Annotated in this window: 25 protein-coding genes; 8 read left to right on the top strand and 17 right to left on the bottom strand. The window is 70.8% G+C overall.

Going from position 1 to position 24,276, the window contains the following annotated elements; genetic code table 11:
- Positions 1-17: 17 nt before the first annotated feature.
- Entirely contained in the window at positions 18-797 is a 780-nt protein-coding gene (nagB, locus tag BJ998_RS32060) for a glucosamine-6-phosphate deaminase (RefSeq protein ID WP_184867058.1), read from the bottom strand.
- A gap of 40 nt (positions 798-837) precedes the next feature.
- The gene (locus tag BJ998_RS32055; protein ID WP_184867057.1) at positions 838-1,728 is read right to left on the bottom strand and encodes an RNA polymerase sigma factor; all 891 of its coding nucleotides are present in this window, start codon (positions 1,726-1,728) and stop codon (positions 838-840) included.
- 242 nt (positions 1,729-1,970) lie between these two features.
- Here BJ998_RS32055 and BJ998_RS32050 point away from each other — a divergent pair, with 242 nt between their 5' ends.
- From BJ998_RS32050 to BJ998_RS32040, 3 genes are all read left to right on the top strand, one after another.
- A complete protein-coding gene (locus BJ998_RS32050; RefSeq protein ID WP_221338194.1) occupies positions 1,971-2,957 on the top strand; it encodes a pectinesterase family protein in 987 nt (328 codons plus the stop codon).
- A gap of 759 nt (positions 2,958-3,716) precedes the next feature.
- On the top strand, positions 3,717-4,235 hold the full coding sequence (locus tag BJ998_RS32045) for a hypothetical protein (protein ID WP_184867056.1): 519 nt from the start codon (positions 3,717-3,719) through the stop codon (positions 4,233-4,235).
- A 44-nt stretch (positions 4,236-4,279) separates the two neighbouring features.
- Positions 4,280-5,392, top strand: a complete 1,113-nt coding sequence (locus tag BJ998_RS32040; RefSeq protein ID WP_184867055.1) for a methyltransferase domain-containing protein — start codon at positions 4,280-4,282, stop codon at positions 5,390-5,392.
- Here the strand turns inward: BJ998_RS32040 and BJ998_RS32035 are convergent.
- From BJ998_RS32035 to BJ998_RS32015, 5 genes are all read right to left on the bottom strand, one after another.
- Positions 5,389-5,811 carry a GNAT family N-acetyltransferase gene (locus BJ998_RS32035; RefSeq protein ID WP_312890425.1) on the bottom strand — a complete coding sequence of 141 codons (423 nt, stop codon included), beginning with the start codon at positions 5,809-5,811 and terminating at the stop codon, positions 5,389-5,391. The genes BJ998_RS32040 and BJ998_RS32035 overlap by 4 nt on opposite strands.
- Positions 5,812-5,837: 26 nt before the next feature.
- A complete protein-coding gene (locus BJ998_RS32030) occupies positions 5,838-6,788 on the bottom strand; it encodes an ABC transporter substrate-binding protein (protein WP_184867054.1) in 951 nt (316 codons plus the stop codon).
- 3 nt (positions 6,789-6,791) lie between these two features.
- Positions 6,792-7,502, bottom strand: a complete 711-nt coding sequence (locus BJ998_RS32025; protein ID WP_184867053.1) for a class I SAM-dependent methyltransferase — start codon at positions 7,500-7,502, stop codon at positions 6,792-6,794.
- A 95-nt stretch (positions 7,503-7,597) separates the two neighbouring features.
- A complete protein-coding gene (gene mmuM, locus BJ998_RS32020; RefSeq protein ID WP_184867052.1) occupies positions 7,598-8,458 on the bottom strand; it encodes a homocysteine S-methyltransferase in 861 nt (286 codons plus the stop codon).
- A 2-nt stretch (positions 8,459-8,460) separates the two neighbouring features.
- Positions 8,461-9,687, bottom strand: coding sequence for a S1C family serine protease (locus BJ998_RS32015; RefSeq protein ID WP_184867051.1), 1,227 nt, complete (start codon positions 9,685-9,687; stop codon positions 8,461-8,463).
- A 108-nt stretch (positions 9,688-9,795) separates the two neighbouring features.
- Between BJ998_RS32015 and BJ998_RS32010 the strand changes: the two genes are divergently transcribed.
- Positions 9,796-10,020, top strand: a complete 225-nt coding sequence (locus BJ998_RS32010) for a DUF2630 family protein (RefSeq protein ID WP_184867050.1) — start codon at positions 9,796-9,798, stop codon at positions 10,018-10,020.
- Positions 10,021-10,265: 245 nt separating this feature from the next.
- Here BJ998_RS32010 and BJ998_RS32005 read toward each other — a convergent pair whose 3' ends face one another.
- A complete protein-coding gene (locus BJ998_RS32005; protein WP_184867049.1) occupies positions 10,266-10,430 on the bottom strand; it encodes a hypothetical protein in 165 nt (54 codons plus the stop codon).
- Positions 10,431-10,665: 235 nt separating this feature from the next.
- On the opposite strand from BJ998_RS32005, the gene BJ998_RS32000 reads away from it, so the two are divergent.
- Positions 10,666-10,845 (top strand): hypothetical protein, encoded by a 180-nt coding sequence (locus tag BJ998_RS32000; RefSeq protein WP_184867048.1) that lies wholly within the window; start codon positions 10,666-10,668, stop codon positions 10,843-10,845.
- A 28-nt stretch (positions 10,846-10,873) separates the two neighbouring features.
- Here BJ998_RS32000 and BJ998_RS31995 read toward each other — a convergent pair whose 3' ends face one another.
- From BJ998_RS31995 to BJ998_RS31985, 3 genes are read right to left on the bottom strand one after another with little or no spacing between them, the layout of a single operon-like run.
- Positions 10,874-11,710 carry an ABC transporter permease subunit gene (locus BJ998_RS31995; protein ID WP_184867047.1) on the bottom strand — a complete coding sequence of 279 codons (837 nt, stop codon included), beginning with the start codon at positions 11,708-11,710 and terminating at the stop codon, positions 10,874-10,876.
- On the bottom strand, positions 11,707-12,606 hold the full coding sequence (locus BJ998_RS31990; protein ID WP_184867046.1) for an ABC transporter ATP-binding protein: 900 nt from the start codon (positions 12,604-12,606) through the stop codon (positions 11,707-11,709). Before BJ998_RS31990 ends, BJ998_RS31995 begins: the two co-directional genes overlap by 4 nt.
- Before the next feature lie 53 nt (positions 12,607-12,659).
- The gene (locus tag BJ998_RS31985; protein ID WP_184867045.1) at positions 12,660-15,353 is read right to left on the bottom strand and encodes an AAA family ATPase; all 2,694 of its coding nucleotides are present in this window, start codon (positions 15,351-15,353) and stop codon (positions 12,660-12,662) included.
- A 187-nt stretch (positions 15,354-15,540) separates the two neighbouring features.
- Here BJ998_RS31985 and BJ998_RS31980 point away from each other — a divergent pair, with 187 nt between their 5' ends.
- Positions 15,541-16,077 (top strand): hypothetical protein, encoded by a 537-nt coding sequence (locus BJ998_RS31980; RefSeq protein ID WP_184867044.1) that lies wholly within the window; start codon positions 15,541-15,543, stop codon positions 16,075-16,077.
- Between the two features lie 63 nt (positions 16,078-16,140).
- Here the strand turns inward: BJ998_RS31980 and BJ998_RS31975 are convergent, their stop codons facing one another.
- Positions 16,141-16,854 carry a glycoside hydrolase family 75 protein gene (locus BJ998_RS31975; RefSeq protein WP_184867043.1) on the bottom strand — a complete coding sequence of 238 codons (714 nt, stop codon included), beginning with the start codon at positions 16,852-16,854 and terminating at the stop codon, positions 16,141-16,143.
- 90 nt (positions 16,855-16,944) lie between these two features.
- Positions 16,945-17,388, bottom strand: a complete 444-nt coding sequence (locus BJ998_RS31970) for an NUDIX hydrolase (protein ID WP_184867042.1) — start codon at positions 17,386-17,388, stop codon at positions 16,945-16,947.
- Positions 17,389-17,465: 77 nt separating this feature from the next.
- On the opposite strand from BJ998_RS31970, the gene BJ998_RS31965 reads away from it, so the two are divergent.
- Complete coding sequence (locus tag BJ998_RS31965; protein ID WP_246488696.1) at positions 17,466-18,116, top strand: hypothetical protein; 651 nt, start codon at positions 17,466-17,468, stop codon at positions 18,114-18,116.
- A gap of 9 nt (positions 18,117-18,125) precedes the next feature.
- On the opposite strand, the gene BJ998_RS31960 is transcribed toward BJ998_RS31965, so the two are convergent.
- From BJ998_RS31960 to BJ998_RS31945, 4 genes are all read right to left on the bottom strand, one after another.
- Entirely contained in the window at positions 18,126-19,088 is a 963-nt protein-coding gene (locus tag BJ998_RS31960; RefSeq protein WP_312890424.1) for a GlxA family transcriptional regulator, read from the bottom strand.
- Entirely contained in the window at positions 19,085-19,711 is a 627-nt protein-coding gene (locus BJ998_RS31955; protein WP_184867041.1) for an HD domain-containing protein, read from the bottom strand. Before BJ998_RS31955 ends, BJ998_RS31960 begins: the two co-directional genes overlap by 4 nt.
- Positions 19,712-19,775: 64 nt before the next feature.
- Positions 19,776-20,246, bottom strand: a complete 471-nt coding sequence (locus BJ998_RS31950) for a DnaJ family domain-containing protein (RefSeq protein ID WP_184867040.1) — start codon at positions 20,244-20,246, stop codon at positions 19,776-19,778.
- A gap of 10 nt (positions 20,247-20,256) precedes the next feature.
- Positions 20,257-21,525, bottom strand: a complete 1,269-nt coding sequence (locus tag BJ998_RS31945) for a COG1470 family protein (RefSeq protein ID WP_184867039.1) — start codon at positions 21,523-21,525, stop codon at positions 20,257-20,259.
- Positions 21,526-21,680: 155 nt separating this feature from the next.
- Here BJ998_RS31945 and BJ998_RS31940 point away from each other — a divergent pair, with 155 nt between their 5' ends.
- Complete coding sequence (locus tag BJ998_RS31940; protein WP_184867038.1) at positions 21,681-24,155, top strand: choice-of-anchor D domain-containing protein; 2,475 nt, start codon at positions 21,681-21,683, stop codon at positions 24,153-24,155.
- Positions 24,156-24,276: the final 121 nt, after the last annotated feature.

Here is a 24,276-nt window from a genome sequence, read left to right as displayed (position 1 = left end):
GTCTTCGCCGCCGCGTTTCAGATGCCCTGCCAGGCGGGCTTGGTGGCGTAGGTGGAGCGGTAGTAGTCGGCGAGCTTGAGCTGGCCGGCGGCGGCCTCGTCGAGGATGACGGTGGCGTGCGGGTGCAGCTGCAGCACGGAGGCCGGCACGATCGCGGCCAGCGGCCCCTCGACGGCGAGGGCGACGGCCTCGGCCTTGGACTCGCCAGTGGCCAACAGGATGAGGTGCCGAGCTTCCATGATCGTGCCGATGCCCTGGGTCAGCACGTGCTGCGGCACGTCGTCGAGGCTGTCGAAGAAGCGGGCGTTGTCGACGCGGGTCTGCCGGGTCAGCGTCTTGACCCGGGTCCGCGAGCCGAACGACGAGATCGGCTCGTTGAAGCCGATGTGGCCGTCGGTGCCGATGCCGAGCAGCTGCAGGTCGACGCCGCCGGCCTCGGCCAGGGTCCGCTCGTAGTCGGCGCAGGCCCGCACGACGTCCTCGGCGGAGCCGTCCGGTCCCATGAACCGGTCGTCGGAGATGCCGAGCCGGTCCAGGACCTCGCGGCGGACGACCTCCCGGTAGGACTCGGGGTGGCCGGCGGGCAGGCCCACGTACTCGTCGAGCTGGCAGATCCGCGCCCGGTCGAGGTCCAGGCCCTCGGCCTTGCGGCGCTGCAGCGCCTGGTAGACGGGGAGCGGGGTGGAGCCGGTCGCGACGCCGATCAGCGCGTCGGGCTTGCGTCCGACCAGGTCGGCGATGGCGCCGGCGGCCAGCTCACCCTGCGCCGTCGCGTCCGGCACGATCACGATCTCCATCTGGGCCCCCGACGCCTCGATTCAATGGTTCAGACCAATGTTAGCCGGGCGCGGGCGCCAGGTGAACGTGCGCGGCGACACGTTCACGCGGGTTTCCCCGAACGATCAGAGCCGACCGACGAGGTGGGCCGGCCCGAGAACTCGCCTCCGGAGAGGCCTGGGTGACGCACGGGGTCGCGGCGAGCACGCCGATCGTCACGACCAGATGGTCGGAGGGGACTCGCGGTGCGCCGACAGCGCCGCACACCGGGCAGCCATGCACGTGCCGTGCCAGCCGCTTGAACCACTTGCTCTCCGCCGTGCCCGCCCAACCCCGCCCCGTCTCCGCCAGGTCGGGGCAGCGGGGGACGGCGCGCCACGCGTGCAGCACCATGCGGGCCAGCAGCAGCCGTTCCCGCATCCGTTGCACCCGTACGGCGGTGTGCTGCGGGCTCAAGGACAGTGCCTGCGCCACTTCGGCTCGGGTGAGTTCTCCGTTGACCTCCTGCCACCACAGGGCCAACACCTGCTGCTGGTCGGGGGTGAGCCACCGCGTGGCGGCGAGCATGTCGCGGCGTTCCTGCTCGCGCTCGACCCGGTCGACCGCGTCCTCGGCCACCGACAGCGCCGGGTCGGCCGTCTCGTCGAGCACCTCCAGCGGCAGCAGGCGTAGCGACCGCGCCCGCCGTTCCCGCGCGCGGTCGCGTACCTGGCGAATCGCGGTGGTGACCAGCCAGGCACGGAATCGTTCGGGATTCTTCAATCCCGACAGACCGCGAATGGCCCGAAGCATCGTCTCCTGCACCACGTCATCCGCTTCGGGATCGTCCGACAGGGCCCTTCGGACGAGGTTGTGGACCAGTGGGAGACACAGGGCGACCAATTCTTCTCGGGCCCGCGGGTCACCGGACGCAGCGGCCTGGATCAACGCGACGTCAGCCGTCGTCCTCACGTTGCGGTCCCCCATCTTCCCGCGCCCGCTCGATCGCCCCTCTGAGGCTTACACAGCCCGTACCGCAGCGCAAAGCGCCTCGAATTCGTTCGACACGGCCAGTCGAACCAATTTCGACACGGCCCGTCGAAATTAATTCGACGGCCAATTCCTGTTATCGCGCGGCGCGACAGCCGGTCTGTGTCTGTGGACGTCCACACGGGGTGGCCGTCCGATGTCACAGTCGTTCGAGGAGAGGTCCGATGGCAAACAAGAGAATGGCGGGCACGACCGCCGTCATGGCCGTCGCCGCAGTGGTGGGCTCCGTCGTGGCGTCGGCAGCACCGGCGGCCGCCGTCTCGGCGGCCAAGCCCACGGTGGCGGCCGACGGCACCGGCCTGTACCGCACCGTCCAAGCCGCGGTCGACGCGGCGCCGGCCAACAGCTCCGCGCGCACGGTGATCACCATCAAGCCGGGCACCTACCGCGAGATCGTGCATGTGCCGTCGAACAAGACCGCCATCACGCTGCAGGGACTGGGCACGTCACCCTCGAACGTGGTGATCGTCTACAACAACTCCGCCGGCACCTCCGGCACGTTCGGCAGTGCCAGCGTGTTCGTCGAGGGCCGCGACTTCGCCGCCACGAACCTCACCATCGCCAACGACTACGTCGAGAAGCCCTCCACCGACGGGCAGCAGGCGCTGGCGCTGGCGCTCAACGCCGACCGCGCGGTGTTCCGCGACGTCCGCCTGCTCGGCGACCAGGACACGTTCCTGGTCAACGACAAGGCCCGCGCCTACATGGCCGACTCCTACGTCGAGGGCACCGTCGACTTCATCTTCGGCGGCGGCACCATGGTCTTCGACCGCACCACCGTGTACGAGAAGCGCACCACCGGCGGCCCGGTCACCGCCGCCAGCACCCCGGCCACCAAGAAGTACGGCCTGCTGTTCTACCGCTGCACAGTCACCGGCAAGACCGACAACACCACCCAGCTGGGCCGGCCGTGGCGGGCCGACGCCCAGGTCCTCTACCGCGAGTCCACCCTCAACGCCACGGTCAAGACCTCCCAGCCCTGGATCGACATGCACGAGAACTCGTGGAAGAAAGCCCGGTTCCTGGAATACCGCAACACCGGCCCGGGTGCGGGCAAGAACTCCAACCGCCCGCAGTTGGCCGACTCGCAGGCCGCCGACTACACGCCCCAGAAGTACCTCGCCGGCACCGACGGCTGGAACCCCTTGTAGGCACCGCTCACCGAGCCGACGGCGGCGGCCGTTGGTCGCCGCCCGCTCCGGCTGGATCAGCCTCGTTGGTAGCCAGTCTCCTCGAAGACGACAGCCGCCTCGGCGGCCAGGCCCCGGTCGTGGGTCGCGGCGGCCAGGGCGAGGCGGGCGTCCGCGACGGCCTCGGGGTAGCGGCCGGCGCCGCAGAGGATGCGGGCGCGCAGGGCGAGGGTCTCGGCCTCGCCGTTGCTGGCGGACGCGCTGCGCGGATACTTCTACCAACATCGAGAGTTCACGGACTGGTTCGCCGTGGCCAGGGCCGGGTTGAAAGCGTCCACTGAGGACGGAGACCGAGGCGTCGGCGTTCATCAACCTCGGGCTGATCGACGAGGTCCGCGGCAACTTTGCGCAGGCCAAGCAACGATGTCGGCCGTGGTCCGTGCACTGCGGCGGCGACCAGGTTGGCCCGTTCGCCGTTGAGCCACACCAATGCCGTCGCCCACGGCCAGAAGATGGTGCCGGGTGAGTCGATCCACGGCCGCCGCTCGTTCGTCGACGCTCTCCTCGGCGGCACTTCGCTCCCCCGCGTACCGGGACGGTACACCAGCCGCGCCGGCGCGGGCCCAGCGGCACGTCACGGCCGCCCACCCCCACGTGGACGTCCCCGACCAACCCGATCCGCGCCGCGGGCGTGACTTCTGTGGCGCCAGGTGCAACCAGGGCCGCCCTGGCGGCGTCGAGTCGGGGCAAGCAGATGATCAGTTCGGAAAGGACACCGACATGCGCATCACTCCGGCTCGGGCCGCCCTGGCGGTCGGCGCCACCGCCCTGCTCGGCGTCGCGACCTTCGGGCTCGTGACCGCCGGAACGGCCTCGGCGTCGGACGACTCGGTCCTGGGGCCGAACGGGTTCGGCGCGATCAAGGTCGGCATGAGCGTCGCCCAGGCCAAGGCCACCGGCAAGGTCGGCGCCCCGGTCGGCGGCAACGACCTGTGCCGCGGCTACAACTGGGCGTACTCGCCCGGTCCGGTCCTGATCATGTCCACCAAGTACGGCGTGTACGCGGTGCCGGGCACCGCCCCGGGCGCGCACACCCCGGAGGGCATCAAGATCGGCTCCACGCCGGACGAGGTGCTCGCGGCCTACCCGGACGCGGTCCCCGGCCACCACAACACCGTCGACACCTACACCGTGCCGACGTCCAACCCGGCCAACCAGTACGTGTTCGGCGTCAGGGACGGGCACGTCGTCGGCATGAGCGTGCAGTCCGTCGACCCGCACGACTGCATCGCCGGCTGAGCCCGCCCGCCATGCCGCGGACGAGGGGAAATACCATCTGCGGCATGGCATTGGACAGGCTGAAGTCGACGTGGGAGAAGCTCGGCCGGGTGGACCCGCGGTGGGCCGTGCTCACCGACCCCGACCGCCGGCACGGCGGCTGGGACACCGACGAGTTCCTGGCCACCGCGGCCGCGCCGATCCAGCGCGTCCGCGAGCTGACCGAGGCCGCCGGGCTCTCGCTCGGCGACCGCGCGCTCGACTTCGGCTGCGGCGCGGGGCGGCTGAGCAACGGGCTCGCCGCCCACGTCGACACCGTCGTCGGCGTGGACATCGCGCAGTCGATGGTCGACGAGGCCGTGAAGATCAACCGGTTCCCGGACCGGGTGTCGTTCACCTCGTACGACGGGCACCGGCTGCCGTTCGACGACGAGTCGTTCGACTCGGTGGTCAGCCTGATCTCGATCCAGCACTCGCCGCCGGCCGTGCAGCTGGCGTGCCTGGTCGAGATGCACCGGGTCACCAGGCCCGGCGGCGTGCTGGTGCTGCAGATCCCGGCCCGCCCCAACAAGCCCACCTCGCTCGCCGCCGAGGCCATGCGTGCCGGCATCGAGCCGCTCGACGCGCCCGGGACCGTCGGCGCCGGGCAGACCGTCATGGTGCGCGCCAAGATCACCAACCTGAGCTCGGCCGTCTGGCCGGCCGGGCAGCTGATCCGGCTGGGCAACCACTGGCGCGCCGGCGAGGAGCCCGTGCGCTGGAACGACGGCCGCACCGACATCCCGCACGACATCGCGCCCGGTGCGTCCGTGGAGATGCAGGTGCCGGTCGCCGCCCCCGACGAGCCCGGTTCGTACGTGCTGGAACTGGATCTCGTGCAGGAGGCCGTCTCCTGGTTCGCCGAGGCCGGCGGGACGTCGGTCCGGGTGCCGGTCGAGGTCGTGGCCGCTCCCGTTGCGGCGCCGGTGGTTGTCGCCCCCACCGAGGAGAGCCCGGCCGAGCCGCCCGCTCAGGGGCGTGACGACGGCGGCATGGAGATGTTCGGTATGGACCAGAACCTGGTGCGGCTGCTGTTCGCGCACTGCGGTTCCGACGTCGTCGCCGCCGTCCCCGACGACATGGCCGGCTCCGAGTGGGAGAGCTACACCTACGTCATCCGCCGCGGGGCGACCATCTAGCCGAAGCGGACGAAGGCGCGCAGCGTGCCCGGCCCGAAGTCGCGGATCTCCCCGTATCCGAGGCTTTCGTAGAAGGCCCGCTGCGCCGGTTCGTCGTCGGTCAGCAACACCTTCTGCCTCGTTTCGCGGTACCGGTCGAGCACCGCCGTCAGCAGCTGCCGGCCGATGCCCCGGCGCTGTGCTTCCGGGTGCACCAGCACGTCCTGCAGATAACAGATGGTCGCATCATCCGAGATCGCCCTGGCCAGGCCCAGGAGCCTTCCGCCCAGCCTCGCCGTGACCACGTAGGACGACCCCGCCACCCCTCTCCGCAGCAGCTCCGGCTTGTCCGTGTACGCCGTCCAGCCCACCGCTCCGTAGAGGTCGAGCAGGTCCTCCAGCGGCACGTCGGATTCCGGACCGATCACGAACTCGTCCACAACCGGCACCCTAGGCGGTGAGCCCGTCACTGGACGAGTTGCCCCACGTCCAGCTTCGCTTTGAGCTGGCCGTAGGTCAGCATCAGGTCGGCGACCCGTTGCAGCCGATCCCGCGACACGGAGGTCGGGAACACCGGGATGGCCACCTCCTTGGCGATGTCGGGAGTCACGCCGCCGACGAAGGTCGGCAGGATTTGTTGCACGGCAGCGACATCGTGTGCGTCGGCGGCGCCGCGTTCGATGGCGTGACGGAAAGAGGTGGCGGCGCGCGGGTTCTGTTGGGTGAACCTGGACAGGGCGAAGTAGCCGGCGATGGGGAGATCATGCGCGGGGCCGGGGCCGTAGAGGTCGACGACGGGGACGGCGCCGGTCTGCCGGCGGGCGATGGTGATGAACGGCTCCAGCTGCAACGCGGCGTCGACTTCCTTGCCGGCCAAGGCGGCAGGGGTGTCGGCATGGTGCACGATGGGCGTCTTGACGGTGCTCGGATCGACACCGTCGGCCTGGAGGATGGCCTTGAGCGCGAGCAGCGGGATGTCGTTGGGGGCGTTGCTGCTGACCGTGCGTCCGGCGAGATCTTGCGGGGTGCGGATGCCGGAATCGGGGCGGGTGGCGACGATCTGCACGTGCGGCGCGCCCTGCGATCCATCGGCCAGGACGCGGTAGTCGCCGGTGCCGTTGGCCTGCGCCTGGAACAGGGTGGCCCAGTTGCCGAAGCCGATGTCGATGTGGTTGCCGGCGAGCAGCGGCAGGCTGTCGGTGCCGCTCTTGGTCGGCGTGATCTTGACCGTCAGGCCCTCGTCGCGGAAGTAACCCTTGCTCAAGGCCAGGTAGAACGGGGCGGTGTCGATCACCTGCATGACGCCGACGCGCACCACCGTCTCCCCATTGCCCTGCGGCGGCTCCTCCGCACCGTTGAGCGCGCTACAGCCGGTGAGGGCGACGAGCACTGCCGCCAGCAACGCGATGCGCCGCATGGTTCACGCTCCTTTGTGGACTGTGCGCCAGCAGATTGTGGTGAACCGCACGTCGACGATGCCGTCCTCTCGCACGGGTACGAGTGATCGCTGGTGGTCAAGGAATTCCTTGCGTTCCAACGGTTCAAGTGCAAGGACTCGGCTGTACGTGCCGAGCAGCGCGACGAGGTCGTCGATGTGGCGGCGCAAGGTCCAGCGCAGCACCCGGTACTGGGGTGTGTGAAACGGCGCGTCCGCCGCCAGGATCAGCCGGCCCGGGCGGCGGCTCTCGTCGTGTGCCGAGGCCACCGGCCACCAGAACTTCTTCGTCCAGTCGTCGGTTGTCTCCGGCAGGTTCCACGCCACCGCAAGGGTTCCGCCTTGTCGCAGCACCCTCGCCGCCTCGTGGGTCGCTTGCGGTTGGGCGAACCAGTGCCATGACTCGCAGGCCACCACCAGGTCCGCGCCGCCGTCCGCCACCGGGATTTCCTCGGCCGTCCCCACCAGCAGCTTCGCTCCGTCAACCGTGAAGGCCGCCCTCATGTTCGCGTCGGGCTCGACCGCCAGGGTCTCGTCGGCGAACGCCTTGAGCCGGCGCGTCTGAATGCCCGTTCCCGCCCCGAGTTCCACCGCCCGGCGGCACGGCTGCGGCACCATCCAGTCGAACGCCGCGTACGGGATCGCCGTCCGCCACCGGTGATACGCCTCGGCCACCGCTCCGAATGCGTGGGACACAGCCAGCAGCATGGCGAGAATCCGGCCGGGATACGGGAAATCGGCGGCAAGTCACCGGATCGGCGCAGGTATGCGGCAACTTCCTCGCGGAGGGGTCAGGTGGGCCTTGCCTCACGGGCTATGGCGGCGATGTCCTCCGGGCCGAGCTGGCAGCAGCCGCCTACCAGGGTTGCGCCGTCACGGAGCCAGGTGCGGACAACCGACGGGTCGAAGGTGCGGCGGCCGTCCCAGGATCGGGCGACGGCATCCCAGCCCTCGCCGCTGTTGGGGTAGACGACCACGGGTTTGCCGCTGGCGGCGGCAGCGAGGGGAACGGCGGCGGTGGCGTCGAGAGGATCGCAGCAGTTGATGCCCACAGCCAGGATTTCGGGCACGTCGCGAACCAGCTCGAAAGCCGAGGCCAGCGGTTGGCCGGCGCGGGTGGAAGACCCCGAGATGCTGAAGGAAAGCCAAGCGGGGATGCCGCTGCCGGCGATGACGGCGAGCAGGGCCTCGGCCTCGTCGATGTCGGGAATGGTCTCCAGGGCAAGGAAATCGGGGGAAGCGGCGGCGAGGATTTCGATGCGGGGACGGTGGAAGTCGACCAACTCGCGAACGGTCAGGCCGTAGCGGCCACGGTACTCGGAACCGTCGGCCAGCACGGCGCCGTAAGGACCGACGGAGGCGGCGACGAACAGCCGGCGGTCGACGTCGGCCTGGTAGGAAGCCTGCCGGGCGAGACGGACGCTGAGCTGCAGAAGAGCAGGGGTGTCATCGCCGAAACCGAGGAAGGATGCCTGGTAGCTGGCGGTGGTGGCGATGTCGGCGCCGGCTTCGTAATAGGCCCGGTGAGCGGCGACGATCGCCGAGGGATCGTCACGAAGCAGTCGGGCCGACCACAACCGGTCGGACAGGTCGTGGCCGGCGGCGGCCAGCTGGTTGGACAGGCCACCGTCCAACACCCGCGGCACGTCCATCACTACTGCGCCGGGCCCTTCGCGAGTTCCACGGTGACAGTCTGCTGGCCCTCGGCGGACAGCACACCGACCGACACGCGATCGCCGGGGTGGAACTGGGTGAGCAGGGTGGTCAACGTGTTCGGGGAATCGACGGCCTGCCCGTTGACGGACGTGACGACATCGCCCTGGCCGATGCCGGCGGCCTGGGCCGGGGAGCCGGGAAGCACGCCGGCGACGACGGCGCCGTTGACGGACTGGGCCCGGCGGCCACGGCCGGCGACAGCGGGCTGGACCGTCACGCCGAGCAGCGCGGAGTCGCCGATGTGCACGGTGGCGCTGGCCTGGTGCCCGGCGATCTGCTTCTCGATGGCCATGGCCTGGTCGATGGGGATGGCGAAGCCCTGCCCGCCACCGGTGGGCTGCCCGTCACGGTCCATCTGGAAGCCCTGCGACGCGGCGGTGTCCACGCCGATGACCTGCCCGTCGGCGTTCACCAGCGGCCCGCCGGAGTCGCCGGGCTGCACGTCGGCGGCGACCTGGATCAGGCCGGTGAGCTGCTCGGACGTGCCGTCCTCGCTGGAGGCGGTGATCGACTGGTTCAGCCCGGTCACGGTGCCGGCCGACACGCTCGGGGCGCCGCCGACGCCGCCGGCGTTGCCGATGGCCAGGATCTGGTCGCCCTGGGCCACGTTCGCCGAGCTGCCGATGGGCGCCGTGGTCAGGTCGGAGGCGTTCTGCAGCTGGATGACGGCGATGTCGTGGGACCGGTCGTAGCCGACGACGCTGGCCTGGTACGTCTTGCCGTTGCCGATGTCGACGGCGCTGATGCTGGTCGCGCCGTTGATGACGTGGTTGTTGGTCAGCACGAGCCCGTTCGAGGTCAGCACGATGCCGGTGCCGGCGGCCTGCGCCTGCTGGAAGCCCAGCGTGGTGTTGATGTCCACCAGCGTCGGGTCGATCTTGGCGGCGATGCCCTCGCTGTCGGCGGGCGTCTGCGGCGCGGTCCGGCCGGGCGGCCCGGGCAGGTTGTACGTCTCCGAAGGCGCACTTGTTGACCGTCCGTGCAACAAAGTCGGGATGTAGTCGCCGGCGGCGGCGCCGAGCGCCACCCCGGCGGCGACGGCGAGGGCCACGGTCAGCACGGTGCGCCCCGTCCGTCGCGGGGGCGGCGGGGGTGGAGGCGGCGGCGGGTAGCCGAAGTAACCGCCCTGGTCCGGCATCTGTGGGTAGCCGTACGGCTGGGTCATCGCCCTCTCCTCGACGCCGTGTCACGACTCGTGCTGCTGTCCACTACACCTCGGGTTCCTGAGGAGAGCCTGAGTGCAGGCTGTCAAGGGACGGGTAAGAATGTGGTCATGGACGACGGCGATGTGCTGGGACGGGTCAAGGCGCTGGTCGACGAGGAGCACAAGCTCCGGGCGCACCACGAACCGGATGCGGCGCGATTGGCGCAGGTGGAGGCGGAGCTGGACCAGTGCTGGGACCTGCTGCGGCAGCGGCGGGCCAAGGAGGAGTTCGGGCAGAACCCGGACGAGGCATCGGCGCGGCCGGTCCGCGAGGTGGAGAACTACCGGCAGTAGCAGCGGAGCCCGGCCGGTAGGGCGGGCGAAGCTCCGGCGGCGGGCCCGGTCGTCGGTGCGACCGGCGCAGCAACAGCGAGGGCCGGTCGGCTGCCGGCCGGGGCCGTGAACGGCCCGGTCGGCCCACGGGCCGGGAAGGTTTCGGCGGTGGACCGCTCGGCGCGGGTGCACCCGCGACGCAGCACGGACAGAGACCCGTGCGTCTGCGCGGATGCACCTGCGGTGACGGTCGAGACGGGTGGCCGTCACGCCCGCGCGTCGCGGCCCGTGCACGTGTACCTGCGGTGCAGGATCCGCCGACCGAGGCTGTCGGTGACCCGCTCGCAGCGGCAGGCGCCGATGTCGAGGCCGTCTTCCACGGGACGGGTCCGGTAGGTCGGCCGCCGCACACGCTGATGCAGGGTGGTCATGATGCTGCTCCGTTTCCGAGGTTGTCGCCCCCGACCTGGGGATGTTTTCGCGTACCCGGCGATCGTGGCTGGTCAAACCCGGTAGTGAACAGCGTTACCCCAATGGCCGCTGGCGGTGCACGGTCCGTGCCCGGACCTGCGCCGAGCGTGGGAATCCGGTGCGGCTGCGCGCCCTCAGGAAGGCATCACTACTCTCACGGTGTGATCGTCACTCTCAACGCCGCCGGAGCGGTCCATGGCCGGTAACGGTAAGTTCGGGCCGCTGGACCCGTTCTGCTTCCTGGCGGTCGTCCCGCTGGTGATCGTGGCGGTCGTGCTCGTCATCAGCGACCTCGCGGTCTTCTCCATCGTGCCGATCCTGCTGGCCGGGCTGATCATGCTGGGCGACTCCTGGGCCAACCGGCGGCCGTCCTAGCCCGCCGGCGGGCCCGGGAAGCTGTTGATCACGCGTCGCGACGTTTCAGCAGGTAGCCGCCGATGAGCAGGGCTGCCAGCGCATAGCCGCAGAACACCGCGAAGCCCGCCCATGGGCCGAGCGTGGCGCCCGCGTCGGGGTGCACGACGAGCACCTGCTGGCCGGCGTTGCTCGGCAGGTACGGGTTGATCTTGTCGCCCCAGTCCGACGGCAGCGCCTCACCCAGCACCGGCAGCACCAGCAACAGCCCGAACACGGTCGCGACCGAGCCGGCGGTGCTGCGGATGACAAAGCCGATGCCGGTGCCGACCAGGCCGACCACCGTCAGGTAGAGCCCGGTGCCGACGACCGCGCGCAGCACGCCGTCCGCGCCGATGGTGGTGCCGATGTGCTGGCCGTCCAGGAACGCCTGCCCGACGAAAAACGCGCCGAAGGCGGCGATCTCGGTCACGACCAGCGTGATGACGGCGAACACCACGGCCTTGCCGACCAGCACCGGCCAGCGCCGGGGCGCGGCGGCGATGCTGGAGCGGATCATGCCGGTGCCGTACTCGCCGGTGACCACCAGCACCCCGAGCACGCCGATGACCAGCTGGGCGATGGCGTAGCCACGCAGGCTGACCTGCGCCGGATCCAGCATCAGCTGCTGGGCGTGCGACATCTTCGGGTACTGGCTGGCGGTTACGAAGGAGAACAGCCCGCCGAGGCCGACCATCGCCAGCACCATGCCGCCGAGCGCGTAGTACGACGAGCGCAGCGACCAGAACTTGGACCATTCCGCACGCAGCACCCGCGGCAGGGTGACGCGCACGGAGTCGGGCAGCGTGGCCCGCGTGACGGCGGGCTTCTCGGCCACGGCGGTCATGACGCCTCCCGGTATTCGACCGCGTCCCTGGTCATGTCCATGAACGCGTCCTCGAGCGATGCCGTCACGGGCGTGAGCTCGTCCAACGCGATGGAGTGCCGGCAGGCGACCTGCCCGATCTCCGAGCTCTCCAAGCCGTGCACCTGCAACACGTCCGGCTCCACCGCATCGACGGTCACCCCGGGCCCGACGAGCAGCTCGCGCAGCCGGCCCGCCCCCCTGGCACGGACCCGCACGCTCTTGCCCATGGCGGTGAACTCGCTCATCGACGCGCTGGCGATCAGCTTGCCCCGGCCGATGACGATCAGGTGGTCGGCGGTCAGCGCCATCTCGCTCATCAGGTGCGAGGAGACGAACACCGTCCGCCCCTCGGCGGCCAGCGACCGCAGCAGGTTCCGGATCCAGCGCACACCCTCCGGGTCGAGGCCGTTGACCGGCTCGTCCAGGATCAGCGTGGCCGGGTCGCCGAGCAGCGCGGCGGCCACCCCCAGCCGCTGCCCCATGCCCAGCGAGAAGCCGCCGACCCGCTTGCGGGCCACCTCCCGCAGCCCGACCAGGTCGATCACCTCCTCGACCCGCCGGCGCGGAATGCCGTGCGTGAGCGCCATCGCCAGCAGATGGTGGTACGCGGACCGTCCGGTGTGGACGGCCTTGGCCTCCAGCAGCGCGCCGACCTCCCGCAGCGGCGCGGCGTGCTCGGCGTAGTGCTTGCCGTTCACCAGCACGTCCCCCGAGGTCGGCCGGTCGAGGCCGAGGATCATACGCATGGTGGTCGACTTGCCGGCCCCGTTCGGGCCGAGGAAGCCGGTCACCGCGCCCGGCCGGACGGTGAACGACAGGTCGTCCACCGCGACCCGTTCCCCGTAGCGTTTGGTCACACCGTTGACTTCAATCACGCCAGTAGGGTGCCCCCGCCGCCCTGACAGCGTTCTCAGAATTCAGGGGTGCCTCAGAACCCCTGGCTCCAGGCGGCGGCGACCGCGGACCGTGCCTTCACGCCGAGCTTCGTGAAGATCCGGGACAGGTGCGCCTCGACGGTCTTGGGGCTCATGAACAGCTGCTCGGCGATCTGCCGGTTGGTGTGGCCGGCGGCGACCAGCTCGGCGATCTGTCGCTCCCGGTCGCTCAGCTGCACCGAACCGTCCTGGGCGGCCTTGCGGGTGCGGCCGCCGACCCGGCGCTGGTGGACCTCGGCCTGCCGGAACAGCGGTTCCGCCCCGCAGGCGCCGAACAATGCCTTGGCCCGGCCGAATTCCGCCATCGCCGCCGTGCGGTCCGCCAGCACGGAGCCGGCGAACATGTGCGCCTGCGCCTGGTAGAGCCGCATGCCGGCGGCCTCGAACGCGCTCGCGGAGGCCGCGGCGGCTTCGGCCGCGCCGGCGGGGTCGCCGTTGGCGAGCAGGATCGCGGCCCGTGCCAACGAAGCGTGGCCGCGATGGCCGTTCAGTCCGCTGACCGAGGCAGTCATCTCGGCCCGCTGCACGGAAAGTTCCGCCGATGCGAGGTCACCGAGCGCCAGCTCCGCGTGGGTGAGCGTGCGCAGCCAGGCGGCGCGAGTCGGGAACTCCAGCTGTGGCAACGTTTCCCCACCGCCCACGTCCAGCAGCGTGCTACGGGCGCCGGGTGCGTCACCGGTGAGCAGCTTCGCCTGCGCCAGCATGCCGGCGGCGATCGTCGGACCGCGGCCGGCGGCACTGCCCATTTCGGACACGGCTTTCTCCGCCGCGCGCAAGGCATTCGCCGGCTCGCCCGTCCACAGCAGCACGGCGACGCCGACGCCGGCGGCCATCGTGCGCAGCTCGTCGCTGCCGACCAGCACCGCCGCCTCGAACGCCTCGTCGGCGTGCCGGGTGGCCTCGTCGAGCCGGCCCGTCCACAGGCACGCGTACGCCAGCCCGACGAGGATGTCGGCCAGCAGGTAGCTGCGTCCGCTGGCGCGGGCCAGTTCCAGGCCGCGGGTCAGGTGCCGCACGGCGTCGTCGTGCCGTTCCAGGAAGACCTCGGTCCAGCCGGCGCGCAGAATCGACTCCAGCTGGCCGGTCAGCATCTTGTCCTGGGCCCGGTCGATCATGCGCACGGCGTCGTCGAGGTGCGCGGCCGCCTCGGCGGTGGAGCCGTAGAAGGTGTGTGCCAGCGCCAGCAACGCGGTGATGGTGGAGATCAGCTCGTGCTCGTTCTCCGCGGTCGCCGACTCCAGGGCGCGCTCGCCCCAGCTGACGGCGGTCGCGAAGTGGCTGCCGCGCATCGCGCCCGCGGCGACCTCCAGCTCCAGCGCGGCCTTGCCCTTGCCGGTACCGAGTTCGCTGAGCAGCAACCGTTTCACGCCGGTCGGGCTGCCCAGCAGCCGTTCCACCATGGCCAGCGTGGTGACGGCCTCCAGCCGCTGCTCGCCCGGGCCGGCCGGCAACCGGCCCAGCACCTCGTGCAGGATCTCGCGGCTCTCGTTGAGCTGGCCGGCCACGGCGAGCGTGTGGGCCAGCCGCATGGACAGCTCCGGCTGGTCGACGGCTCGATCTCCCAGCAGCCGCAACGCTTCCCGCAGCCAGTGCGCGGCACGGGCGGGCGCCAGCGGAGTCGCCTGGTCGGCGGCCTTCACCAGCACCTCCACCGCCCGCGCGTCGCCGATCGTCGCCGACCGTTCGAGGTGAGTGGCCTGCACGGCAAGGGAAGCGCCGCGATCGGCGAGCAGCTGAGCGGCCCGGCCGTGGGCGCCGATCCGCCAGCCGGCGCCGGCGCTGCCGTAGACGACCGAGCGCAGCAGCGGGTGTCGGAACCGGAACCGTTGCCCGGCAACGGACTGCCGGATCAGGTCGCGGGCGATCAACTCGTCCAGCGCGTCCAGGGTCTCGATCTCGCCGGTCTGGGCGACGGCCCCGATCAGCCCGGCCTCGAACTCCTCGCCCAGCACCGCCGCCGCCTGCGCGACCAGCCGCACCGGCGGCGCGAGGTAGGCGAGTTCACCGATGAGGACGGCACGGACCGTGTCCGGCAACTCCTCGCTGTCACCGGGATCCAGCCGCAGCAGGGCATCCAGGTAGAACGGGTTGCCGCCGCTGGCCAGGAACAGCTCGGCCCGGCGTGCCTCCGGCACGGATTCCCCGCACATCGCGGCGGCTTCCGGCAGCGTGAGCGGCCCGACCTCGATGCGCCGCCACCACTGCTCCCGGGCCAGCGCGGAGAAGGCGGTGGCCAGCCGATCCGGCAGCTGGCGCGGCCGATACGCCATCGCCAGCACCGCGGGCCCCTCCGGTGGGTGCCGCAGCACGTGCTCGATCAGCTCGACACTGGCCTCGTCGGCCCAGTGCACGTCGTCGAGCACCAGCACCGTGCCGGGCAGCAGCGACCGCGCCGACCGGTACAGCGCGGCCCGGCCGTCGGGGGTGTCGACGCTGGTCAGCAGGTCCGTCCAGGCGTCGCCGAAGGCGTCGGAGAACATCGCGAACGGCAGCCGCTCGAACTCGGTCGCCTTGCCGGCGGCGACCCTCGCCGGCCGGGCCAGAGCGGCCGTGCGGAGCTCGGTGAGCAGGGCGGTCTTGCCCATGCCGGGCTCGCCCAGCAGTTCCACCACATGGAAGGTATCGGCGTCCAGGGCGCGCGCCAGCTCCGCGAGCTGCGCCTCCCGCCCGACCACACCGAACCCCATCGCTGACGATCCCTCCCGCCCGAGCCCGGGCCGCACTCCCCCACATCGATACGTGTAGGGAAATGCCGGATGTTAGCGGAAACGGGGGTTCGGCAGGGTTGTCGTGTCGCTGTCGCGGTGGTGCACGCCCGGCGGCCGCGTCACGGAAATGTCTCGAATCAGCCGACAATCAAGGAGAAATGGGCTCGTGACCACATCCCAGGCCATGCTGCCGACCGTTCGGCAGCCCGGCACGATCATGGCCGCGCTGATCGCCACCCTCGTCTCGGTGGCGGCCGGCGTCGCCGCCGCGATCACCGTCTACGCCGGCGGCACCGACATGGTGAAGTCGCTGCTGTCCGACCCGGACGTGCAGGCCCGGCTGGGCCTGTCCGACGACCTGCTGAACGCGGCCAAGGAGCTCGGCGGGGACCTGTTCCAGCAGGTGCTCGACCAGGCCTACGGCACGCTGTCGGCGCGGGCGGCGTTCGCCCTCGTGCTGGCCGTGCTGCTGCTGGTGTTCGGGGTGCTGGCGCGCGGCGCGGCGCTGTGGGCCCGCATTCTGGTCACGGTGTTCGGCGTGATCGCGATCAGCCTGCAGCTGCTGGTGGTCACCGACATCGCGACCAGCTCGATGAAGCTGTTCGGGCTGCTGGTCATCCTCAGCACGGTGGTCGCGGTCGTGCTGTGGTGGCTGCCGGCCAACGGCCGGTACGCCAAGGCGCGCAAGGCTGCCCAGAACTGAACGGCGGGGCCCTGAACCTGGGCAGAGGCGGGGCCGACGTCCGCGGCCCCGCCTCCGGTGTGCTCAGTTGTTGTTGACGAACGACTGCGCGGCCTTGCGGCCCGCCGTCACGGTCGCGTTGTGGTCCTCGATCTTGCCGGACTTGGAGTTCTTGAACACGATGTACGTCACCGGGTCGGCGGTGCCACCGTTGCTGGGGTCGGGGTTGATGCCCAGCGCCTTGGCCGTCGCGTAGGACGCCTCACCGATGATGTTGTTCGGGCCCTCGTCGCCGAAGACCGCGTACTCCACCTGTCCCTTGTAGATCACCGCCAGGATGTCGCCGCCCTTGATGCCGGCGGACTGGTAGCTCCACCGGCTGCTGGGCAGCGGGATCACCACGTACGGCGTCTTCGCCGCGTTCATCGGCTTGCCGTCGGACTGGTGGAACGAGGTGTCGTCCTGGTAGCAGCAGTCCGTGTTCTCGTTGCACTGGCTGGTGCGCTGGCCGTCGCAGTCGATGTTCATACCGGACGTCCAGAAGAAGGCGCCGGTGGCGCCGCAGATGTTGACCTTCTTGTTGGCCTGGGTGTTCGTGTACGTGCCCTTGCTGACCACGTTGCACTTCGCGGTCTTCGCCAGCAGTTCGGCAGCCGAGGGGCTGCCGCCGTCGGCGTGGGGAGCGGCCGCCTGTGCGGTGACCGGCGCCTGGGGCGCGGCCTGCGCGGTGAGCTGAGCAGGGACGAGCACCGCGGCGGCAGTGAGCAGGGTTGCCAACGCGTACTTCAACTTCGCCATGCGTTTTCCTCCGCAAGATGGCTCTAGACCACTTTGCGGCGGCGGATGGACAACGTTGTACGGCATTCAAAGCTGAGCCGTCAACGGGTGTCAGGCGGGCAGCCGGTCCAGGAACGCGCGCTGTCCCTTGACCAACTTGACGCGGGCGTCGTCCACGGCGAACCACCCGACGCGGTCCACTTCCGGAAACTCCCTGGTCCTGCCCGACCTGGGCGGCCACTCCAGCTCGAACGTCCCCGGCACGACATCGGCCGGGTCAAGATCGCCTTCGATCGCCCACACGGTCACGGTCTTGCCGGACTGCTTGACCTCGCCCAGCGGCACCAGCTCGCCCGCCGGCGCCGGCAGCCCCAGCTCCTCCCGGAACTCGCGGCGGGCGGCGGCCTCCGGTTCTTCGCCGTCCTCGATCAGACCCTTCGGCACGGACCATGCGCCCTCGTCCTTACGGGCCCAGAACGGCCCGCCCATGTGCGCGATCAACACCTCCGTCCGGCCGTCGACCTTTCGGAACACCAGGATTCCCGCGCTGCGCATGGCAGCAGTATCCCGTGACGTCTCCGTGACGGCCCACCGATACGGTTTCCGGTCACCAACAGGGGGAGGGAAGCACCATGTCTCGACGGCCCGTCATCGCCGCGCTGGCGATCATCGCCGTGACCGTCGGCGTCGCGCCGGAAGCCGCCGCTGCCGGTCACCACCAGCCGGCGGCGGAGATCTTCGCGACCAACAACACCGCGACCATCACGGACCCGAACGACCCTCGGCTGAGGACCCGCCTGGTCGCGTTCGGCGCGCAGGTGGCGGGCATCATCGCCGCCAACGGGGCGTGGCCCGGCCGCAGCACGCTGCTCAACGGCGTGTTCTGGTCGGACGAGATGCGGACCGCCACCTACGAGCGGTCCCGCGAGTTCGATGTGGACCACGTCAGCGCCGAGGGCCTGCACCACATCGCGTCGGTGATCCGCAAGCAGTACGACCAGGAATCGGTGCTCACGTTCCAGTACCTGCCGCAGGCCGGCGCCGACTCGATCGAGGTCGAGGTGCCGGGCGTCACCGTGCGACAGCTGTTCGACGGCCTGGCCGCGGACCCGGTGCTGCGCGAGGAGCTCGGCGGCGGCTCCGTCACGGCGGACGGCAACCGGCTGGCGCTGATCGCCGACGCCTCGGAGCTGGACGCGATCAAGACGTTCGTCGGCGAGCTCGGCGCGTCGTGGTCGAAGGCCACGGTCACCTACGGGCACCTGGAGTTCGTCGACGACTGACAGCCGCCGTCAGCGCTGCGACGTGCGGAAACGGGCCCGGTAGGCGGTCGGCGTCACCGAGAGCGTGCGCAGGAACAGCCGCCGCAGCGTCTCCGCCGAGCCCAGGCCGACCCGGCGCGCGATGAGGTCCACGGAGTCGGTGCCGCCCTCCAGCAGCGCCCGAGCGGCCTCCACGCGGACGGTGTCGACGAACTCGGCCGGGGTGCGGCCGATCTCCGCGCTGAACAGCCGGGCCAGGTGCCGGCCGCTCATGCCGACGCGGGCGGCCAACTCGGGGAGCCGGTGCGGGCCAGCGGGGTCGGCGACGATCGCGTCCATCACCTGCCGGACGACGCCGCTGCGCGGGTTGCGCGGGCCGAGGCGGGCGCTGAACTGGGACTGGCCGCCGGGGCGGGCCATGAACACGACCAGTTGGCGCGCGACGGCCCGGGCCACGTCGGCGCCGTGATCGTCCTCGACCAGCGCCACCGTCAGGTCGATGCCGGCGGTGACGCCGGCGGAGGTGATGATCTTGCCGTCGCGCACGAACAGCGGGTCCGGCTCGACGGTGACGCCCGGGTAGCGCCGAGCCAGGTCGTCGGCGAGCTGCCAGTGCGTGGCGGCCCGGCGGCCGTCCAGCAGCCCCGACTCGGCCAGCGGAAACGCGCCCGCGCACACGCTCGCCACCCGTTGCGAACGCTTGGCCAGGTCGCGGACGGCCTCGACCAGCGGCCGGTCCGCGACGGCCCGCTGCCAGTCCGGCCGGCCCGGCACGATGATCGTGCCGATCTTCCTCGGCACGTCGTCGAACGTGGTGTCGGCGGCGATCCGCACGCCGGCGGAGGTCGTGACGGTCGTCCCATCGGCGGAGGCGATCAGCACCTGGTAGTCGGCGCCCTGCTCGTTGGCGCTCGTCAGCACGTCGACGGGACCGGCCACGTCGAGCAGCTGCACGCCGTCGAAGGCCAGCACGACCACCAGGTGGCGGCTCACTCCGGCCAGTCCGAGTTCAGGATCGTCTCGACGAAGTCGCCGCGCTTGAAGTCGGGCACGTAGTGCGCCAGCACGTCCGCCTTGACGTTGCCGAAGGTGGTCTCCGGCTTCGGCGCGATGCCCTCGGTGAAGGCCTGCAGGATCCGGCGCTTGAAGTCGGGGCGGGGGTGCAGCGCGACGACCTCGGCCCGCTGCTCGGGGCTGATGTGGTGGTAGCCGATGCCCAGCACGTCGTACTCGACGCCGGCCGTGAGCAGGGCGACCTCCGGCTCCATGAACTCCGGGATGCCGGGCGTGGTGTGCAGCGCGATGGCCGTCCACACGCGGCGGACGCTGTCCTCGGGGACGTCGCGGTCGCGCAGGAAGCCACGGGCCGCCTCGGCGCCGTCCACCTCGAACCGGCGGCCGCTGCCCCGGTGCTTCTCGCCGAGGCCGATGTCGTGGAACATCGCCGCGACGTACAGCAGCTCGGGGTCCCAGCTCAGGCCGCGGTTGCGGCCCTGCAGGCTGCCCCAGTGGTAGACCCGGCGGGAGTGGTCGTACACCAGGTCGGTGGTCTGGTCGCGGACGAACTCGGTGGCCGCCCGGACGAGCTCGGTGTCGGGAACCTGGATCGTTGTCATGCCGTCGATCCTGGTCCGGTGACGCCCGCTCGGCCCGTGTCCATCAGGCCACGATACCCACGGATCAGGACACGCGCCGCCACCACCGGCGCTTCTTCTCCGGTTCCACCGTCCGGGCCGCCGCGACCGGCTTCGGGCGGGACGCCTGCCACTGCGCCACGACCTCGTCCGCGTTCACCGGACCGACCTTCACGTGCGGGCCGGTCGGCGACCGCAGCCAGGCCACGATCCGCTTGTTCAGCGCGGCCACGTGCTCACGGACCAGCCGCTCGGACGCCAGCTCCCGCACGGTTTCCGACAGGCGCTCGACTTCCTTGCGCAGCTGCAGCGACTCCGGCAGCAGCGCGTCGACGGGACCGCCCTCGCGCGCGACGTAGCTGCGCGCCCACCAGTCCGGGTCGCGCAGCTCGCCGCGGTCGGGCAACGGCTTCCCCTTGCCCGGCAGGTTGTCGAACTCCCCCCGCTGCTCCCCCTCACGGATCTGCTTGTCCAGCCACGTCTCGAAGCTCATGCCGGCCGGCTTGCGTTCCGTCATGTGTCCGATTCTACTGGATTTTCCCGGAGAACGAGGCGGAGCTGCGGCAGGTGCCGGACGTCGCCGACTGGCAGTTGACGGTGATCACCAGGTGCTGTCCCGGAGCGAACCGCCAGGTCTGGCCCACGTGGTAGTCGAAGGCGCGGAAGTTGCCCAGGCCGAACTCGGCCAGCACCTGGTTGTCCCGCTGCAGCCGGATGATGCCGGTGTCGCCGTACGGGTTCTGCAGCAGGAAGTCCGTCACGACAAGGGTCTTGTCCGCCGGCGGCGGCACCTCCATGCCGAACTTCTTGAAGTTGTTGGCATCCGGGGTGACGGGGGCGTTGGCGACGATGCGGAAGTCCGTGTCCGTGCCGGGAACCTCGCCGCCGGCGCCCGCGCCGCCGGGAGTGCCCGGCTTCGGGGCGTTGCCGCCGCCGGCCGCCTGCTGCGCCTGCGCGGCCTGCTGCTGCGCGGACTCCGCCTGCTGCTGCGCCCGGTCGGCGATGGAGATGACCGGCGTCACCTGCTCCTGCGCCGCCTGCTTGGCGGTCGACTGCACCTCCGGCTTGATGATCGTGAACCACAGCACGATCGCCAGGATGATCAATGCCAGCAGCGCGGCCAGCGCCGGCAGCAGCCACTTGGGCAGCAACTGGTTCTGGATGAACGCGCCGTCGGCGGAGACGGGTTCGCCGCCGGTGGTCAGCACCGTCGCCTGGAACTGGTGCTTGCGCTCGGCACCGCGCAGGTACCGCTTGTGCGGTCGGGCGGTGAACGGGACGAAGGCGGCCGTGCCCGGCTCGACGGTCAGCGTCGGCTGCCGGAACCGGAAGGACAGCCGCTCCTCGGTGTCGGTGGCGATGAGCTCGATCTCGGCCGGGCAGTTGCCCAGGTTGTCGATCACGAGCTCGTGCCGGCCGTGCACGCGGCCGTGCGAGGTCCGAGGCGTCACCTCGGCGCGCAGCTCCATGAACGGGGCGACGGTGATGACGCCCTCGTCGACCACGGAGCCCTCCGGGTCCTCCCGGGACTTCACGCGCACGCCGAACGGCGTCTGCCCGGCGCGCGCCTCGGCGCTGCGCGGCGGGGCGAAGGTCAGCGCCACGGTGCCCACGTCGCCGGGCATCAGGTTCACGACGCGCGGCTCGGCGGTCGCCCACTGCTGCGCGTCGCCGATGACGTCCACGGCGAACTGGTCCACGATGCTGCCGGTGTTGCGGATCTGCACGACACAGTGGGCCTGCTCGCCGGGAGTGACGGCCAGGCTCGGCTGTTCGAGCGACGTGATGGCACCCATGGCGAAAAGTGTCGTGCGCTGGCACCATCGAAGGCAGCGACGTTCGGGAGCGCCAGGGGGCGGCCCGGTTCGCACCAAAGGGCGAGCACCGGCGGCCGGAAGGCCGCCCGGTTTCCGGGGGCGGTCCCGGCGGCCACTGCCCTAGCTTCTGGCACATGAGCATGCATGTCCGCGGGCCCCTGCTCGCCCTTCTGGCGGCAATCGGTCTCCTGGCGGCGACGACCGTCCTGCTGGTGGTCGGCCAGGGGCCGGCCGCGGTCGCGGCGGTGTCGCCGGGAACGACCGTGCGCGCCTCCGTGCTGAACAACGGATCCCAGGCGACGAGCGGCGGCTCGGAGTCCGCGCTGTCCGCCGACGGCCGCTACGTGGCGTTCACCGGTCGCGGGCTGGACCCGGTGGACGCCGACGGCCGGCACCGGGACGTGTACGTGCGGGACCTGGTCGCCGGCACCACCACGTTGATCAGCACCGGTCCGGACATCATCGTCCACACCGGACCGAACGCGATCAGCCCGTCCGACGGCGACAGCTACGAGCCGTCGATCTCCGCGGACGGCCGGTACATCGCGTTCACCACCGAGGCGGGCAACATCTCCGGCGCGGCCGGTGACGGCAACCGCGCGATCGTGGTGTGCGACCGGGATCCCGGCAACACCGGCAAGTTCCAGAGCCCGTGCGCGTTCACCACCGTCAGCGTGCTGCCGCCGGAGGTGCCGGTGCACGGGGAGGGTCTGAACGCGCACCAGCCGCGACTGTCCGCCGACGGCGGTCGTATCGCGTGGATCGAGGGCTCCGGCTGCTATGTCCAGGCCGTGCAACAGGAAACCCTCGTCGTCACCACCTTGCACAAGACGCCCACCGGCGCTCTGACGGCGCCGGCGCGTACCGACTCCGTGCGCGAGACGATGCCGCTGCCCGATTCGCGTACCGAGGACTTCTGCGATCCGGCGCTGTCCGCCGACGGCAACCACCTCGTCGTCTCGGTGCGGTACATGTCGACGCAGACCGACGGCGACTTCTACGCGATCGTCAGCAACGACCTGCGTACGAACAAGATCACGCGGTTGGACGTCGACACCGAAGGGGTGCCGCTGAACTCGCGGGCCCAGTACTTCGAGCCCGCCGTCAGCGCGGACGGCCGGCACGTCGCGTTCACCAGCGTCATCGACGGTGACACCTCGGCGAGGGTGCGGTTCGTCGACCGGGCTGCCGGACCCGGTGCGGTCGTGAAGACTTCGGTGGTGTCCAAGGACTTCGCCGGCAACGAGCACGACGGCAAGTACCCGGCGCTGTCGGCCGACGGGCACTACCTGGCGTTCGTCACGGACAGCCCGGAGATCACCGAGAGCACCGGGGCGAAGGTGTCGAACAACTGCTTCCACCCGGTCATCGTGTCGCTGCGCAAGAACGCCGTCCTCGCCTCGTCTTCCGCCGCGCCGGATCCTGGGCTCCAGGCGTGCCAGGTCGTGGTGCTGAACCTGTTGACCACGCAGCATCCCGAGCTGGCTTCGGCTGGTCCGAAGTCCGCGCCCGGCGACGACGACAGCCTGTTCCCCGTGTTGTCCGCCGACGGCGGCTCGGTCGCCTTCGACTCAGCCGCCGACGACCTGATCGCCGGCGACACCAACAGGACCACCGACTCGTTCGTGCGCACTTTCCAGCCGGGAATGCTGGCCGATCCCGTCGACTTCGGTTCCGTGACGGTCGGGCAGACCACGGAGCGGACCGCCACCATCCATCACACCGGTTTCGGGCCGCTCGGCTTCGACCAGGTGACCGTTTCCGGGGCAGGATTCAGCGTCGGCGGGCAGACGTGCACCAATGCTCCGTTGAACGGCAGCGACACCTGTCTTGTGACGGTGAAGTTCGCGCCCACCGATACGACGGCTCGCACGGGGACCGTGACGCTGCGGGCGAAGGTGACCGGCAAGACGTACACAGTGGACCTTCGTGGCGTCGGCACCCAGGTCGTGTTGAAGCCGCCGCAGTTCTCCGCCGGCCCCGATCCACTGGACTTCGGTCAGCAGCTCCCGTTGGCCAAGAACGTGCAGAAGAACGTCACCGTGGTGAACAACGGGCAGTCGCCGCTGGCGATCTCCGGGGTGTCGATCACCGCCGGCCAGCAGGCCGGTGACTTCTCCGTCGCCACCAACGGCTGCACCACAGTCCAATCCGGACAATCGTGTCAGGTGACCGTCAAGTACAGCCCGACCGGCCGGGCCGCTGCCGCCACGACGCCCGATCAGCGCACCGCCGTGCTGCGCTTCGACGACAACGCCGCCGGGTCGCCGCACCTCGTCGCCCTGAGTGGTTCCGTGACGATTCCGACCGTCAAGCTCAGCCCCACCGTCGGTTCGCCCGGCTCGGTGATCACCGTGACCGGCACCGGATTCGCCGCGTCCAGCCCGATCGCCGTGCGCTACCTGAACGGCTTCCCGGAGTCCGCCGCCGTGACCAGCGACGGCAACGGCAACTTCAGCACCTCGCTGCTGGTGTTTCCGTTGAGCGAGCTCGGTCCTCGGACCGTGCAGGCTTCCGTGACCGGGACCAACCCGCCCGTTGCCGGCACCGCCGACCTGCTGGTCACCCCCGGCAGCCTGGTGGCGCCCGACTTCGACTTCCGCCACTGACACCTCGAGCACCGCTTGCAGGGGCCTTCGCGACACTGTCGCGAAGGCCCCTCTCGCTGTGCCCGAGCCGCCGGCAACGGTGCTGTGGGTGCCGAACCTCCTCCGACACTGAGGCCCCGGG

Origin of the sequence: Kutzneria kofuensis (assembly GCF_014203355.1) — a bacterium.
Classification (GTDB): Bacteria; Actinomycetota; Actinomycetes; order Mycobacteriales; family Pseudonocardiaceae; genus Kutzneria; species Kutzneria kofuensis.
This window is presented reverse-complemented; position numbering and strand designations above follow the sequence as displayed.